Annotated in this window: 19 protein-coding genes and 1 pseudogene; 7 read left to right on the forward strand and 13 right to left on the reverse strand. The window is 42.1% G+C overall.

Annotated features, from left to right (window positions below; genetic code table 11):
- Positions 1 to 194 precede the first annotated feature (194 nt).
- The 11 genes and pseudogenes from LMH66_RS15475 to LMH66_RS15525 form a co-directional block, all read right to left on the reverse strand.
- Positions 195 to 467: an HPr family phosphocarrier protein gene (locus LMH66_RS15475; RefSeq protein WP_102528050.1), complete on the reverse strand. Its 273-nt coding sequence runs from the start codon at positions 465 to 467 to the stop codon at positions 195 to 197.
- A gap of 8 nt (positions 468 to 475) precedes the next feature.
- On the reverse strand, positions 476 to 1327 hold the full coding sequence (rapZ, locus tag LMH66_RS15480; protein ID WP_229371076.1) for an RNase adapter RapZ: 852 nt from the start codon (positions 1325 to 1327) through the stop codon (positions 476 to 478).
- Positions 1324 to 1767 carry a PTS IIA-like nitrogen regulatory protein PtsN gene (gene ptsN, locus LMH66_RS15485; RefSeq protein ID WP_102528031.1) on the reverse strand — a complete coding sequence of 148 codons (444 nt, stop codon included), beginning with the start codon at positions 1765 to 1767 and terminating at the stop codon, positions 1324 to 1326. Before ptsN ends, rapZ begins: the two co-directional genes overlap by 4 nt.
- Positions 1768 to 1769: 2 nt before the next feature.
- A complete protein-coding gene (hpf, locus tag LMH66_RS15490; protein WP_102528030.1) occupies positions 1770 to 2057 on the reverse strand; it encodes a ribosome hibernation promoting factor in 288 nt (95 codons plus the stop codon).
- Between the two features lie 24 nt (positions 2058 to 2081).
- On the reverse strand, positions 2082 to 3566 hold the full coding sequence (locus LMH66_RS15495; protein WP_102528029.1) for an RNA polymerase factor sigma-54: 1485 nt from the start codon (positions 3564 to 3566) through the stop codon (positions 2082 to 2084).
- Positions 3567 to 3747: 181 nt separating this feature from the next.
- On the reverse strand, positions 3748 to 4479 hold the full coding sequence (lptB, locus tag LMH66_RS15500; protein ID WP_102528028.1) for an LPS export ABC transporter ATP-binding protein: 732 nt from the start codon (positions 4477 to 4479) through the stop codon (positions 3748 to 3750).
- Between the two features lie 272 nt (positions 4480 to 4751).
- Positions 4752 to 5204 (reverse strand): annotated as a pseudogene (gene lptA, locus LMH66_RS15505) (lipopolysaccharide transport periplasmic protein LptA); the annotation flags it as partial.
- A 64-nt stretch (positions 5205 to 5268) separates the two neighbouring features.
- Positions 5269 to 5829, reverse strand: coding sequence for an LPS export ABC transporter periplasmic protein LptC (gene lptC / locus LMH66_RS15510; protein WP_102528026.1), 561 nt, complete (start codon positions 5827 to 5829; stop codon positions 5269 to 5271).
- On the reverse strand, positions 5826 to 6389 hold the full coding sequence (gene kdsC, locus LMH66_RS15515; RefSeq protein ID WP_102528025.1) for a 3-deoxy-manno-octulosonate-8-phosphatase KdsC: 564 nt from the start codon (positions 6387 to 6389) through the stop codon (positions 5826 to 5828). The genes lptC and kdsC overlap by 4 nt, the downstream gene beginning before the upstream one ends.
- 1 nt (position 6390) lies before the next feature.
- Positions 6391 to 7368, reverse strand: coding sequence for a KpsF/GutQ family sugar-phosphate isomerase (locus LMH66_RS15520; protein WP_229371078.1), 978 nt, complete (start codon positions 7366 to 7368; stop codon positions 6391 to 6393).
- A 68-nt stretch (positions 7369 to 7436) separates the two neighbouring features.
- Positions 7437 to 8399, reverse strand: coding sequence for a calcium/sodium antiporter (locus tag LMH66_RS15525; protein WP_102528023.1), 963 nt, complete (start codon positions 8397 to 8399; stop codon positions 7437 to 7439).
- 177 nt (positions 8400 to 8576) lie between these two features.
- Between LMH66_RS15525 and mlaF the strand changes: the two genes are divergently transcribed.
- From mlaF to murA, 7 genes are read left to right on the forward strand one after another with little or no spacing between them, the layout of a single operon-like run.
- Positions 8577 to 9404, forward strand: a complete 828-nt coding sequence (mlaF, locus tag LMH66_RS15530; protein ID WP_229371080.1) for a phospholipid ABC transporter ATP-binding protein MlaF — start codon at positions 8577 to 8579, stop codon at positions 9402 to 9404.
- Positions 9391 to 10176 (forward strand): lipid asymmetry maintenance ABC transporter permease subunit MlaE, encoded by a 786-nt coding sequence (mlaE, locus tag LMH66_RS15535; protein WP_102528021.1) that lies wholly within the window; start codon positions 9391 to 9393, stop codon positions 10174 to 10176. Before mlaF ends, mlaE begins: the two co-directional genes overlap by 14 nt.
- 36 nt (positions 10177 to 10212) lie before the next feature.
- Positions 10213 to 10686 carry an outer membrane lipid asymmetry maintenance protein MlaD gene (gene mlaD / locus LMH66_RS15540; protein ID WP_102528020.1) on the forward strand — a complete coding sequence of 158 codons (474 nt, stop codon included), beginning with the start codon at positions 10213 to 10215 and terminating at the stop codon, positions 10684 to 10686.
- 9 nt (positions 10687 to 10695) lie between these two features.
- A complete protein-coding gene (locus LMH66_RS15545; RefSeq protein WP_229371082.1) occupies positions 10696 to 11373 on the forward strand; it encodes an MlaC/ttg2D family ABC transporter substrate-binding protein in 678 nt (225 codons plus the stop codon).
- Positions 11370 to 11666, forward strand: coding sequence for an STAS domain-containing protein (locus LMH66_RS15550; RefSeq protein ID WP_229371084.1), 297 nt, complete (start codon positions 11370 to 11372; stop codon positions 11664 to 11666). Before LMH66_RS15545 ends, LMH66_RS15550 begins: the two co-directional genes overlap by 4 nt.
- A 25-nt stretch (positions 11667 to 11691) precedes the next feature.
- Complete coding sequence (locus tag LMH66_RS15555) at positions 11692 to 11943, forward strand: BolA family protein (protein ID WP_102528017.1); 252 nt, start codon at positions 11692 to 11694, stop codon at positions 11941 to 11943.
- A 15-nt stretch (positions 11944 to 11958) separates the two neighbouring features.
- On the forward strand, positions 11959 to 13218 hold the full coding sequence (gene murA / locus LMH66_RS15560) for a UDP-N-acetylglucosamine 1-carboxyvinyltransferase (RefSeq protein ID WP_229371086.1): 1260 nt from the start codon (positions 11959 to 11961) through the stop codon (positions 13216 to 13218).
- A gap of 133 nt (positions 13219 to 13351) precedes the next feature.
- Here murA and degS read toward each other — a convergent pair whose 3' ends face one another.
- Together degS and LMH66_RS15570 are read right to left on the reverse strand one after the other, a co-directional pair.
- Complete coding sequence (degS, locus tag LMH66_RS15565) at positions 13352 to 14434, reverse strand: outer membrane-stress sensor serine endopeptidase DegS (RefSeq protein ID WP_102528015.1); 1083 nt, start codon at positions 14432 to 14434, stop codon at positions 13352 to 13354.
- 117 nt (positions 14435 to 14551) lie between these two features.
- A complete protein-coding gene (locus tag LMH66_RS15570; RefSeq protein WP_229371088.1) occupies positions 14552 to 15904 on the reverse strand; it encodes a DegQ family serine endoprotease in 1353 nt (450 codons plus the stop codon).
- Positions 15905 to 15942 lie beyond the last annotated feature (38 nt).

Raw genomic sequence — 15942 nt, forward strand, 5'->3', positions numbered from 1 at the left:
CTGCATAAAAATTAAGCGCTTTATTGATTTTTGTTGGACTTTAAACAGTATAGTGAACAAAACAAACTTGAAGGGAATTAACTGGAGAAAGGGTGGGAATAATTATAAATAGAGAGTTTGTATACCGTTGGGGTTGACTGAGGCAATTGAGATTACAACGGGTTTGATATCAACACTGGTGATTAATGTCGAGATTAGCTTTCTTCATCAAACTTGTCATTGATCAATTTACATACCGCATCTAAAGCGAGTTGAGCATCAGCGCCTTGTGCTTTGACGGTGATGACTTTACCTATGCCACTTTCTAGCATTAATAAGCCTAATACACTGGCAGCGCTAGCCTGCTTTTCACCTTGAATGAGGGTTATGCTTGCTTCAAACTCAGTGGCTAGTATGGCCAGTTTAGTTGCAGCTCTTGCATGGAGTCCAAGTTTGTTACTGATGGTGATATCTTTCGAGATACTCAATTCAGTTGTCACAGTTTGAGTTCTCTATGGCGGGCACTGACTTGATGCTTAGTATTAGAAAATCGTTTTGTTAGTTGATCGGCAATATAAACTGAGCGGTGCTGACCACCTGTACAACCAATCGCGATCGTTAGGTAGCTACGGTTGTTACGCTCAAGGTGCGGCATCCAAGTTTCGAACAAGTTTTCAATTTGCCAAATGAATTTATTCACCAAAGGCTGTCTACCTAAGAATTCCTGCACGGGTAAATCGAGACCTGTTAGAGGTCGTAACTCAGTTTCCCAATGAGGATTTGGTAAAAAGCGTACATCAAACATAAAGTCAGCTTCAGTAGGCATACCATGTTTGAAACCAAAAGATTCAAAGTGGATCACTAATTCTTTATCAATGCTGCCCATTAAGATTTGTCTGACTTGATCGCTTAAGTCATAAATCGTTAGCTGCGAAGTATCAATGTAGTGATCGACCATTTTAGCGATAGGCTCGAGTAAACGGCCTTCTAATTGAATCGCTTCTTGCAGTGAAATTTGGTTTTTTGACAGAGGATGTAAACGGCGGGTTTCACTGTAGCGCTTTAACAGCACTTTATCATTAGAATTTAAAAATAAACTAATGATGGTCGTATCGTTAGAGTCAGACAACAAGGCTATTTGCTCTTCTAGCACTTTGCCTTGCTCTTCAATATTACGAACGTCGACGCTAATCGCGACAAGGTCGTTATTGCCTTTGAGCTGTTCAAGTAAACTACCAATAAGTGGTAAAGGTAGGTTATCAACACAGTAATAACCTAAATCTTCTAATACCCTTAGTGCTACTGATTTACCTGAGCCTGATCGTCCTGATACGATGACAAGTTTCATGCAGTTATAACCTGATAAAGTTCTGTAGCGTCATGACTCTTTCGAAGTCGCTTAAGGATTAATTTATCGCTCAGTTTTTCAGCCATACTCGACAGCGTACTTAAATGCTGTTGGCATTGATCAGAAGGAACTAACAGCGCAAATAATATATCCACGGGTTTCTTGTCGATAGCATCAAACTCAATGCCTTCTTCACACTTGATCAAAATTGCTATCGGTTCTTCGATATCAGTTAATCGACCATGAGGAATCGCAATGCCATTTCCTATACCTGTACTACCCATTTTTTCACGTGCTATTAAACTTTCAAAAATAGCCTGTGAAGATAGGGTTGGGTACTGGGCAGCCATTAAATCGCTGATAAGTTCCAGTACTTTTTTCTTACTGCCCGGCGTGGCGCAGGTAGTGCACGCCGGCTGCAGAATGGTGCGAAGTTCCATCGTTAGTGTTTAATTAACTTCTCTTTGTGTTTAATTACCTGACGATCTAATTTGTCGATCAGGGCGTCAATTGCAACATACATATCAGCGTTCTGTGATACCGCAAAAACTTCACCTCCTTTGAGGTGTAATTTTGCCTCTGCAATTTGTTGCAGCTTTTGAACATTGAGCACAACGTGAACATTATTGATCTGTTCGAAGTGTCGTTCAAGCTTTGAAAACTTAGTTTGTACATACTCACGTAAAGATTGAGTAATTTCCACATGGTGCCCAGTCAGGTTAATTTGCATAGATCATCCTCCAATAACAAAGGCTTATAGGCTTTTGCGTTGGTTTGAGGGAGGGATGAGCATTGCTTCACGATATTTGGCGATCGTACGCCGAGCAACATTGATCCCTTGTTCTGCCAATAGCGTCGCCATTTTACTATCGCTAAGTGGCTTTTGCTGGTTTTCTGCGGCAACAAGCTTTTTAATAAATGCGCGAATTGCAGTAGAAGAACACTCTCCGCCATCATCAGTACTCACATGGCTTGAAAAGAAATATTTTAGTTCAAAAAGTCCCCTAGGGGTGTGCATATACTTTTGTGTCGTGACACGCGAAATCGTCGACTCATGCATTTCAACGGCTTCAGCAATGTCATTAAGTACCATTGGCTTCATTGCTTCTTCGCCAAACTCAAAGAAGCCTTGCTGAAATTGCACAATACAATTAGCCACTTTTAATAGTGTCTCATTACGGCTTTCAATACTCTTGATAAACCATTTTGCTTCTTGCAAATGACCACGGATAAATTGGCTGTCTGATTGGTTTGCTGAGCCTTTTGCCATTGCTGCATATTGCTGATTCACACCAATTTTTGGCATGTTATCTGGATTTAACTCAACGACCCAACGGCCACTCTTTTTAAACACTGTCACATCTGGAATGACATATTCATCTTTAATAGGAGTGATCTGTAACCCTGGACGTGGGTTAAGCGTTTGAATAAATTGAATCGCTTCGCGTAAATCATCTTCTTTAAGCTTGGTTTTACGCATTAATAATCTAAAGTCGCGGCCTGCAATTAAGTCTAGGTGTTCTGCAATCAGTAGCTTAACGTTATCGATACAAGGTATTTCATTAGGGTATTGGCCCAGCTGAATCATCAGGCATTCGCTTAAATCTCTTGCTGCAACGCCTACTGGATCAAAATGCTGAACTCGTTTGAGTACAGCTTCAACTTCATCGAGTTCAATATCTTCTAGGCCTAAAGCTTGCAATATGTCTTCAGTTGTTTGGGTTAAGTAACCACGTTCATCAACGGCATCGATAATCGCTGTGGCAATTACCAGATCGTTTTCAGAAAAAGGGGTGAGATTTTTTTGCCACTCTAAATGCTCATATAAGCCTTCTGTGGTTTCACCCTGAAAAGGCATATCGTCATCACGAGCCACTGCGCCAGAACCTGAACTTGGGGATGCTGTGTAAACTTCATCCCATGTGGTATCCATTGGTAATTCGTCAGGCATGGATTCTTTGGTCAACGATTCAGTGGTGTCTACGGTTGAGGTGTCTTTTTCAACAGTCACTTGGCTGTTATCACTAAAATCAGTATCGGTTTGCTGGGCGTTTTCTTTTACTGGTTCTTTTGCTTTAGCAAACTCATCTTCGAGCTCAAGGAGTGGATTTGAGTCAAGTGCTTGTTGAATTTCTTGCTGTAGCTCCAATGAGGAAAGTTGCAATAAGCGAATGGCTTGTTGCAACTGTGGGGTCATAGTCAGGTGTTGACCCATTTTAAGTTGGAGTGAGGCTTTCATTTACCGCTTATCCCTAATTGAGTTTCATCGTCGCGACTAACAATTGTGTGGGTCTAGCACCTTTTTAAACTGCTTCTAGGCTTAAGCTGAAGCTTGGCTTAAGTTCAGTCTAGAACATTGCACTAAAAAGTGGGACTGATACTGGTCGCGACATGCCATATTGTGCACTAAAGAATGCTAACTATAGCTTGAATTGCTCACCTAAGTATACTGACCTGACTTGCTGATTGTCTAAGATTTCAGCAGGCGTGCCTTCTGCAATTAAATCACCGTGGCTAACAATATACGCGCGCTCACATACATCAAGCGTTTCACGAACATTATGGTCGGTAATGAGTACTCCAAGTCCACGATTTTTTAATTGTTGAATAATTTTCTTGATATCTATCACAGAGATAGGATCGACACCGGCAAAAGGCTCATCTAGCAGAATGAACTTAGGATTTGCCGCTAATGCGCGTGCGATTTCAACACGTCGACGTTCACCACCCGATAATGCCATACCTTGGCTATCGCGAATGTGAGTAATATTAAACTCTTCTAATAAGTGCTCTAACTCTTCGATGCGCTGCTCAGTCGTTAAACTCTTGCGGGTTTGCAACACCGCCATAATATTATCGTGTACGGTTAACTTGCGAAAAATACTGGCTTCTTGTGGTAAATAGCCAATACCTTTGCGTGCACGCAGGTGCATTGGATCTGCCGTGAGGTCGTCAGAATCAATTAATATGCGGCCTTTATCACTTTTAACTAAGCCAACGACCATATAAAAGGTGGTGGTTTTACCTGCACCATTTGGCCCTAATAGCCCAACAATTTGCCCAGTTTTAACGGTAAGACTGACATTTTTGACCACTTGGCGACTTTTGTAGCTTTTAGCCAAGTTTTCAGCTGTTAAGGTAATTTGGGTCATTATTGAGTTTGCTCTAGCGCTGGTGTTTCAGGTAATGCATCTGAAGCTGATTGTTCATCACTTGATGCAGGCTTAGCTATTGAAGGTGTTTCAGCTTCAGTTGCTGCTGCCGAATCCAAACCATTTTCAGTGTTTTCGATAGCGGCATCAGATTGATTTTCAATTAACTTCTCAGCTGTTTCTTCAGGTGCTTGCTCTGTGACTTCTTCTGTTGAAACAGGCTCAGATGAGGCGCTATCTGGTTGCTCTGAAGTGTCTTTCGATTCATTTAAATCAGGGTAGTTTTCAGGCTGGAAAATTGTGATGACTCGGTCTTTTCCGTCGCCAGTACTTTCAGCAATCAATTGCTGTTTTTCAATATTATAACTGATGAGGTTACCGGTAACTTGGCTACCTGCTTGATCAAGTTTAGCGTTACCTTTTAAGGTTAAAATACTGCTGGCTAGCTCATATCTGATTTCATTGGCACTGGCTGTACCAATACGACCATCATCTAACTCTTGCGAGAATGTAGCCGGATTACCAGTGGCAACCATGGTTTTTTGACCACCAGACTCTTCACTAAATGCGCGTAATTCATCTGCATTAATGTTAATCGTGCCTTGGGTGACGTTAACAGGGCCAAAGAAAATAACTTGGTTATTTTTAATGTCTGCTTTTTGGCTCACAGCAGCGACTTTTAGCTCTTGTTGTAGATCGCCTTCTTTAGCGTTAACGCCAGTCATTCCAATTAGGCTTATTCCAACTAGGCTCAACTTTACAAAATGTTGTAGTGAGACAGTAAGGTTATTACTTTGCTTCATACGTTCCTTCTACTTGACTTAAAAGCTCTAATTCTTCGGCATTTAAATCAGCGTAAAGGCCTAAGCCTTGTATATTAAAATCTTGACCTGTGACATATATTTGTCGATCAGACGTCATGATCATAGTGTTCAAATCGAGAGCCAACATAGTGGTTGTCAAAGATTGTACTGGTTCATTGATGTTTATTGCATCAATAATAACATTATTTTGTAGCACTACTTTGCCAGTTTCTTTATTAAGCTTGCCTAAATCAGCAGTTAATTGCCACTCAGCTTCACCATTTTCTGGATAGACAAGATAAACAGGTTCAGTGAACAAGGTTTCATTTGTTTGCTGAAAATGTTCCATGTGTTTTGCTGATACACGACTTTGGACTAAGCCTTGCTCGTTAAATTCAGTACTACGTAGGTCATTAGCTATAAACTCAGGACGAGCAGGATCAGGCAGCTTTGATGCTTCCATCTGGCTGCGCTTGACTTGGACTTGCCAATATAAAATCAGTGCAGCGCCAAAGAAGGCTAAAATGGCCAATGTGGTGCGGCTCATATACTCATTCCATGGGCCGATTCAAATTTGTCTTGGCTAACCAATAGCAGATCAGTTAATTCGCGTAGTGCCCCATTGCCGCCATTTATACTAGTAATCATTTGGCAGTGACGTTTTACAAAAGGGTGACCGTCTGCCACACAAACCGCAAGACCCACTTCTTTCATGACGGGTAAGTCGACCATGTCATCACCTATATAGGCGACTTCATCAGGTTTGACATTATAAATGCTCAGCAAGTCTTTAAACGGGGTAAGTTTATCATCCACGCCTTGATAGATATGGCTGACGCCAAGAGCTGTCATTCTGTTTTCTACAATGGCAGATTTACGGCCTGTGATCACAGCGACTTGAATACCGCTGGTTAAAATTGAGCGGACGCCATAACCATCTCGAGTATGAAATGCTTTGAGTTCTTCACCTGCATTACTTAAGTAGATGCGGCCATCGGAAAAAACGCCGTCAACATCACAGATAAGCAGTTTGATTTTTTTAGCGCGCTGCCAAATGTCATCACTGACAGGGCCATATAAGCCTTGATGAACTTGTGTTTCAGACATATTAAATGACTCCTGCTTTAACCATATCGAGCATGTTTAGTGCGCCAACAGGTTGTTGATCGTTATCAACCACGATTAAGCCGTTAATGCTTTTTTCATCCATAATTTGCAATGCTTGTGCAGCTAAAATATCGGCACTGATGGTAATACAGTTTGGTGTCATGACATCGGCAATGGCTGTGGTACGTAAATTCTTTTCTGCATCAATCACGCGGCGTAAATCCCCGTCAGTAAATATACCCACAAGTTGACCGCCATCATCAGTCACAGCAGTCATGCCTAAACCTTTATTTGAAATTTCATATAAGGACTCAGTGATGCAGACACTGCTGTTAACTATAGGTACATCAGCACCTTGATGCATAACATCTGACACTTTTAACAGTAATTTGCGGCCTAAAGAGCCGCCTGGGTGAGATAAAGCGAAATCATCACGGGTAAAACCCCTTGCTTGAAGCAAAGCGACAGCTAGTGCATCACCCATGACCAATGTTGCAGTTGTGCTTGAAGTGGGTGCGAGTCCTAACGGACAAGCCTCTTCTGGTACTTCAATACAAAGATGCAATTTCGATAAGCGCGCCATATTCGAGTTAGGTTTCCCTGTAACCGCGATAACCGGTACGCCCATTCTTTGAATTACTGGTAGCAAAGTGAGAATTTCGCTTGATTCACCAGAATTTGAAATTGCTAAGACGATATCATTTTTAGCCAAAGCCCCTAAATCGCCATGGCTTGCTTCACCTGGGTGAACAAAAAACGCTGGTGTGCCTGTACTGGCGAGAGTGGCTGAAATCTTGTTACCAATATGGCCCGATTTTCCCATACCCATGACAATGACTTTGCCTTTACATTGCAAAATAAGTTCACAAGCTTGGCCAAACTCATCGGAATCAACATATTGATAGAGGTTATCTAATGCCGTTTTCTCGATATCAATGACCTGGCGGCCCCATTGGCGCAATTGTTTCTGATCTATCATAGGTCTCTCGCTCTGTTCTAACACTAATTAAACATTAGCATTAGTGAGATAAAAGTCTTTATGCCCCGTTATTGAGATTGAAATAAGACAATCTGGTACGCAATAAAGACGACTAATAAAATGACGCCATGCCAGCGAGTTAGCTGCTTTTTGGCGCCACTGGATAAAACGAGTACTGCTAATGCGGTACTGGTACCCAGCACCATATAAAAATCTCGGCTACTTGCTTGCGCATCAATCTCACCTGGAGCGATGAGCCCAGGAATAGCCAATACTGCTAAAATATTAAATAAGTTCGATCCGACAATGTTACCAATGGCGAGATCGTCTTCTTTCTTCAACACCCCAGCAATACATGCAGCAAGCTCAGGTAAACTGGTACCCACTGCAATAATGGTCAATCCGATGACTAAGTCGGAAAGCCCAAATGTCTTGGCAATGCCTACAGCACCAGTCACCATCCAATCGGCAGAAAGCGGCAGTAGGATCATGCCCACAATGATCCAGATAATAGCATGTAATGTGGGTACATTTTTAGGGATCTCTGCATCAGATTCGTCAGATAACGGATCTATTTGCTTATTTCTCATGGCTTGCCAAATGAAATAGCCCATTAATCCAAAAAATGCGACTAATAAAACACCGCCTTCAAAACGAGTTAGCATGCCGTCATGGATGAGGTAACCGGCTAAAACAGTCGCTGCTAGCATTAGCGGTATTTCTCTTTTGAGTGTTTGAGAACTCACTGAAATAGCACCAAGTAGGGCGGTAATACCAAGAATTAAGGTGATGTTAGCAACGTTTGAGCCCAGCACATTACCTACGGCTGTATTGCTCATGCCTTCCATTGATGCTGTGGCTGCGACAAACATTTCGGGTGCTGAACTTCCCATTGCAACAATGGTTAAACCAATCAGCATTGGCGGCAGTCCAAGGTTACGAGCGAAAGCGGCTGCGCCATATACGAAGCGATCTGCGCTCCAAACTAATACGCCTAGGCCAGCGATTAGCATCAAGATATTAAAAAGCATGTTTGTCCAAAAAAAGTGTTGATAGCTATATTTGTGCAGAATTTTAACAAAAATATGAGCAGATGCGATAATTGTTGTGGATTGTAACTCATGGTGATTGATTTGTTGTAGGTTCTTACACAATTTCGTACAATTCAGATCTACATCTTGCGGGCCAGGAAGGCTATTATTTCCTCTATGTCAGATTCAAGTTCATTACAAAATACATCCCCTTTGGTTGAAATTCGTCATATGAAATTCAATCGTGGTTCACGTGTCATCTTTGATGATATTTGTTTGAACATTCCTAAGGGAAAAGTTACCGCAATTATGGGCCCCAGCGGCATCGGTAAAACGACGCTCCTTAAATTAATTGGTGGTCAATTAACCCCAGACAGCGGTGAAGTATTATTCAGTGGTGAAAATATTCACCAACTCAAACGTCAGCAATTATTTGAGCTGCGTAAACGCATGAGCATGCTATTTCAAAGTGGTGCCTTATTCACCGACATGAATGTATTTGATAATGTGGCTTTTGCATTACGTGAGCATTCTGGTTTACCTGAAAGCATTATTCGTAAAGTGGTGATGATGAAGTTGCAAGCGGTGGGATTACGAGGCGCAGCTCAGATGAACCCTAATGAGTTATCGGGCGGTATGCAAAGGCGAGCAGCGTTAGCGAGAGCGATTGCCTTAGAGCCTGAAATGATCCTTTATGATGAGCCATTTGCTGGGCAAGATCCTATTTCAATGGGGATGCTGGTGAAATTAATCGGTGAGCTATCCAGTACCTTAAAACTCACTTCTGTCGTTGTTTCCCACGATGTTGACGCTGTTCTGAGCATTGCTGATTACGTGTACGTGATTGCTGAAAAGAAAGTGATTGCCTCAGGGACTCCCGACGAGCTTAGAGCATCAAATAACCCTCAAATTGAACAGTTTATTAATGGCCGACCAGACGGGCCTGTGCCTTTTCATTTTCCCGCTGAAGATTACCAACAGGAGATGCTAAATGGGCGTAGTTAGTCGTGTGGCGGACTTAGGCCGAGTTGCATTGGATGTTTTAGCAGGGCTAGGCCGTGCAGGCTTAATGCTTTGGGGCGCGATTATCAATGTGCCTAATATCAGTAAAGGTTTGCCATTAGTGGTTAAGCAAATTTATGTGCTTGGTGTGCGCTCAATGGTGATAATCATCGTATCAGGCTTATTTATTGGTATGGTTTTGGCGCTTCAAGGTTATACCGTTTTAGCTGATTTTGGCACTGTTGAAAGTTTAGGCCCGATGGTTGCGCTGAGTTTACTGCGTGAACTTGGCCCTGTCGTGACGGCATTATTATTTGCGGGACGTGCAGGTTCAGCATTAACCGCAGAAATAGGCTTAATGAAATCCACTGAGCAATTATCTAGCTTAGAGATGATGGCTATCGATCCATTAAGGCAAGTGATTGCGCCGCGTTTTTGGGCAGGGGTGATAAGTGTACCTTTATTAACAATGATGTTCTGCCTCGTTGGTATTTTAGGTGGTCATCTTGTTGGGGTTGAATGGAAAGGCATCGATAGCGGGTCTTTTTGGTCAATACTGCAAGCATCTATCGAATGGCGCCAAGATATTGTGAATTGTTTGATTAAAAGTGCTCTATTTGGCGTGGTAGTAACTTGGATTGCTTTGTACCGCGGGTATGAGGTCACGCCAAACCCAGAAGGGATAAGTAAGGCAACCACTTCGACAGTGGTGCAAGCAAGTTTAGCGGTACTCGCACTCGACTTTTTGCTTACAGCAATCATGTTTGGTCAGTAACAAATTTCGCATTCATTAATTAAGTGGTTGAAGCATATGTTGACAAGGAAAGTAGAATTATTCGTTGGGCTCTTTTTACTAACAGGGTTGTTGGCATTTTGTGTATTAGTGTTTAACGTTGCCAATGTGGAACTAAAGTCGAGTAAAGAGACCTATACTTTAAGAGCTGAGTTTAACAATATCGGCGGTTTAAAGGTGCGTTCACCTGTGAAGGTTGGCGGTGTTGTCGTTGGCCGAGTCTCGAAAATTACACTGGATAATAAGAAGCTGGTGCCCGTAGTTACCTTAACCATGGATAAAGAGTTTAATCAGTTCCCTGAAACGAGTAGCTTATCAATTTTAACGTCAGGGTTATTAGGTGAGCAATTTTTAGGGCTGACCCCAGGCTTTATGGACGATGACATAGAAATGTTAGCAGATGGGGATAGAGTGCATGACACTCGCTCTGCATTGATTTTAGAGGATTTAATTGGGCAGTTATTATATAGCGTTTCTTCAAAGGATAATTAGGAGAGAAGTATGAGCCAAGTCTTTAAACGTATTTTGCAAACTATGGTGTTGTTAGTTGGCAGTACTGTGAGTCTCACAATGTCTGCGAGTGAAGTGACAAGTGAAGTAATAGATACTCATGACCCTTTTAAGTTAGTCCAGCAAGTATCGAATAAAACCTTTGATCGCTTTAATACTGATAAAGCGTTAATTGATGCAGATTTAAGTCATTTAAAGGTGATTGTGCGTGAAGAATTAATGCCATATGTCGATTACAAATATGCTGCTTATAAAGTCATGGGGCAGTATTTACGCGACACGACACCAGAACAACGTGAGCGTTTTGTCGAAGCGTTTGAAGGTTACTTGGTGGCGACTTACGCTCAAGCCTTTACCGAGTATACAGGTCAAAAAGTACAGTTTTCCCCTGCGAGTGATTTTGCCGATGAGAAATTCGTCGATGTAAATGTGCAAATTATTGAAGATGGCCGCCCACCGATTAAAGTGATGTTTAAAGCAAGACGCCTTAAAGATGATAGTTGGAAGGCATTTGATTTAGTCGCTGAAGGGGTGAGTCTACTTGCGTCAAAACAGTCTGAAATTTCAAACTTAATTCGCCAGAAAGGCGTGGATTCGGTGATTGAAATGCTAAAAGATCGCACCCAACAAGAAATCAATTACAAACAGGATAAGGAAAATGCTGCGTGATTGAGTTTTTACAACAAGGTGACACTTGTGAAATTAAAGGGCAATTAAGGCAAACAGAGGTCATTGATTTATGGCCAAAACGACAACAGTTGTTTACTGATAGCACTCAAGTGTTAGACTTGTCTGCTTTAGAGTATGCCGACAGCGCAGGCGTCGCATTTTTACTTGAGCTGATATGCTTAGGTAATTGCAGTAAAAGCACTACTCAGCCAAGAACATTGGCAAATCCGAGTAAACATCTAAAAAAACTCATTGAGTTATATGATTTAGAATCCTTTTTTCTAGAAAACTAGCATTGAATTTAAGGTAGCAAATTCCATGGATTGCAAAGTAATCGAACAAATTTTATCAGACGCACTCACTGTAGATGAAGTTCATGTCACGTCTGACGGTAGTCATTTTAAGGTCGTTGCCGTAGGCGAATGCTTTGATGGCATGAGTAAAGTAAAGCAACAACAGACGATTTACGCACCATTGAATGAATTCATAGCCAGTGGTGAGTTGCATGCGCTGACCATCAAAACTTTTACGCCGACACAGTGGAAGCGTGAAAAACTATTTAATATGTAATTTCAGAGAGTCAGTGTGGATAAACTAACAATTCAAGCCAGTCAGCCGCTTTCTGGAAATGTGACCATTTCTGGGGCGAAAAATGCCGCTTTGCCGATTTTGTTTGCAAGTGTGCTAGCAGAGACTGACTTTATCGTTTCTAACGTACCGAGTCTTCGAGACGTCAATACAACGTGTAAGTTATTGCGTTGTTTAGGCGCAGAAGTGAAAGAGTTAGGCGACAGCAAGTACTGTATTTCAACTCAAAACCTAAATGAGTTTTGTGCTCCTTACGATCTCGTTAAAACCATGCGAGCGTCTATTTTAATTTTAGGCCCATTACTCGCAAGGTTTGGTACTGCAGATGTATCATTACCTGGTGGTTGTGCCATTGGTGCCCGCCCTGTAAATCTTCACTTGCAAGGCTTAGAGCAAATGGGCGCTAAGATTGAGGTGAAGGAAGGTTACATCAAAGCGCGTGTTGATGGCCGTCTTAAGGGCGCACATATCTTTATGGATATGGTCAGTGTAGGCGCGACTGAAAACTTATTAATGGCCGCTACGCTCGCTGAAGGTGAAACAATCATCGAAAACGCTGCGCGTGAACCTGAAATTAATGATTTAGCCCATTGCTTAATTAGCATGGGGGCCAAAATATCTGGTGTAGGCACTGCAACACTAAAAATTGAAGGTGTTGAACGTTTGTCTGGCTGTGACCATCGAGTGATGCCAGATCGAATCGAAACCGGTTCGTTTTTGGTTGCAGCAGCAGTAACGCGCGGAAGTATTCGTTGTGTTGATGCTGACCCTTCATCACTTGAAGCTGTACTTGCCAAACTTGAAGATGCCGGTGCGAAAATTACCACAGGTGATGATTGGATCGAGCTTGATATGCAGGGTAAACGTCCTGTCGCTGTTAATATTAAAACAGCGCCATATCCTGCATTTCCAACCGATATGCAAGCTCAGTTTTGTGTACTTAATGCATTAGCTGAAGGCACCAGTCATGTGACTGAAACGATTTTTGAAAATCGTTTTATGCATGTACCTGAGCTAAGTCGTATGGGCGCCGAGATGGAACTTGAAGGTAATACTTGCATCATTAAAGGTATAGAGCGCATGAATGGTGCTCAAGTGATGGCGACGGATTTACGTGCATCAGCAAGTTTAGTGATTGCGGGCTTAATGGCTGATGGTGTCACAACTGTCGATCGGATTTATCATTTAGATCGCGGCTATGAACATATCGAAGATAAGTTTGCAGGCTTAGGCGGCAAAGTGGTTCGCGTTAGCTAAGCTAGTACCTGTATTGATAACTAAAGCCGCTTTTTGAGCGGCTTTTTTATGTCTTAATACTTAGTCATCATGAATTTGGAGTGATTAAAAAGCCTGCATGAGCAGGCTTTATTTGAGGATAAACCAGTTTAAATTAACTATCAGTAGGGAGCTTCTCTCCAATAACAACGGGTAGTTCTAGTGGTTTGCCTTCACGAATAATAGTGATATTCACTTGATTACCTGGTGTGGTTTCGGCAATTCTATCCATTAACATTTCAACGCCTGGTACGCTTTCTTCTTCGTATTGAATAATCACATCACGAGGACGCAGCGTTGCTTTTGATGCTGGGCCATTTGGATCAACACCTGTGACTAATACGCCTTTAAGGTCGGGTAAATTGAGAATTTGCGCCATCACAGGACTCAAAGGTTCGCCTGAAATACCTAGTGCACCACGGATCACGCGGCCGTTAGTAATCAATTTCCCCATAATGCTATGGGCAAGCTTTATAGGAATAGCAAAGTTAATCCCGTGACCACCACCTTCAGCACCAATTTGGAAAGCAGCAGTATTAATACCAATAAGCTCACCACCGGTATCAATTAACGCGCCGCCAGAGTTACCAGCGTTAATTGCTGCGTCAGTTTGTAAAAAGTCGAGGTAACCAGAGCTTAAGCCATTGCGACCTGTGGCACTGATGATGCCTTGCGTGATGGTTTGACCTAAATTATATGGATTACCAATGGCTAAAACCACATCACCCACTTGTGCGGGGTTATTAAGATTAATAGGAACAATAGGCACATTGTCGCCATCAATTTCAATTTTAAGGACCGCTAAATCAGTGATTTGATCTGAACCCACAACTTCAGACGTAAACTTACGACCATCTTGCAGCGCGATAACAATCTCATCGGCTTTTTTGATCACGTGGTAGTTAGTTAAAATGTAGCCTTCTTTGCTCATGATCACCCCGGAGCCAAGGCCTTGGAGTGAGCTTGAGTTCAGTGGACTATTTTGATCTAAACTTAAGCTGTATATGTTTACAACTGCTGGAGCGGCTCTACGTACAGCGCTAGCAAATGACAATTCATTATGATGTTGAGTCGTCGTTAAGCCGTTATTGAAGCTATTGTTGTTAGTAATGGAATTAACAAATAAGAATACAGCAGCCATGACCAAACCAAATACCACAGCCTTGCTTAAGTAAAGAATAGTGTCTTTGAAGTTCATTGGTCGACTACATATAGGAAAGATGAGCAAATATTATCATGACTAAAAAAATTAAGCATCGTAGCGACAAACTACAATGCTTAATTTATGTTTGATAATAAGATTTAATTTAAGGCTTTATCTCAGTACTAAGTACATTAATTTGTTATCGCGGAGCACCTTTAACGCAACAGCACCTTGTGGATTCTTTAGCTCTTCTTTTAACGCGTTCAGGTTTTTGACCTTACTGCGATTTAAGCCGACAATTAAGTCTCCTTCTTGAAGGCCATTTCGTGCTGCTGGAGAGCCCTGTGCAATACTCGTAATTTCGATACCTTTACGGCTATTACTCAGTTCTGCCCCTTCTAACATTGGGTGGAGGGCATCATCGGCAGAACCTGAACTCGAGGTTGATTCACCTAGAACTACGTTCGCGGTTTCTTCATCGCCATCACGAATAATGCCAATTTCAACTTTTGCACCAGCGCCCATTGTGGCTACTTTGGCTCTAAGCTCTTGGAAATTTTTAATCTTTTTACCATTAACGCTAACAATAATGTCGCCAGCTTCTATGCCTGCTTTATCAGCGGCGCTATCAGGCATGACTTCACTGATAAACCCGCCATGTTGGGTTTCAAGGCCAAACGCTTTTGCCAGCTCGTTATCTAAATCGCGCCCCGTGACACCAAGTACACCACGCTTCACTTCACCGTGCTCAATAATTTGATTAATGAGGTTGTTCACCATATTGGCGGGAATTGCAAAACCAATCCCGACGTTACCGCCACTTGGTGCAACGATTGCTGTATTGATACCGATAAGCTCACCATTTAAATTAACGAGTGCGCCGCCAGAATTACCGCTGTTAATCGCGGCGTCGGTTTGAATAAAGTTCTCAAGCATTTCAATGCCAAGGCCACTACGCCCTAGAGCACTAACAATCCCTGAAGTTACGGTTTGTCCAAGGCCAAATGGGTTACCAATAGCCACAGCAAAGTCACCCACTCGAATTTCATCTGAGTTAGTCTGTTTAATTGCCGTTAGGTTTTTTGCTTCAATTTGCAGTAGCGCAATATCAGATTCTGGATCAGCGCCTATTAATTTAGCATCAATTTCTCGTCCATCATGTAGGCCAATTTTGATTTCATCTGCGCCGTTAATGACGTGATTATTGGTGACGATATAGCCTTCTTTGGCATCAATAATAACCCCAGAACCTAAGCCTCTGAATGGTCGCTCTTGGACTTGTTCTTGCGGCGCATTAGGGCCAAAGAAATACTTAAATACATCTGGGATTTGTTGTTTCGATGTTTGGGTACCACTTACCGCAACCGATACAACAGCAGGTGTTGTTCTTTCAAGCATGGGCGCTAGGCTTGGTAATGCTTGACCATCAACAGCTTGGGGAATTGCCGCTTGTGATAAGGCCGGCATTAAAGATAGCGAGGCTGATAAAATTGCTGCTGAGAGTAAAGTTAATTTTGGCTTCATTAATTATTGCTCCTTGAAAAATTAAATCATGGCTCGGT

Origin of the sequence: Shewanella sp. 10N.7 (assembly GCF_020806285.1) — a bacterium.
Taxonomy (GTDB): domain Bacteria; phylum Pseudomonadota; class Gammaproteobacteria; order Enterobacterales; family Shewanellaceae; genus Shewanella; species Shewanella electrodiphila.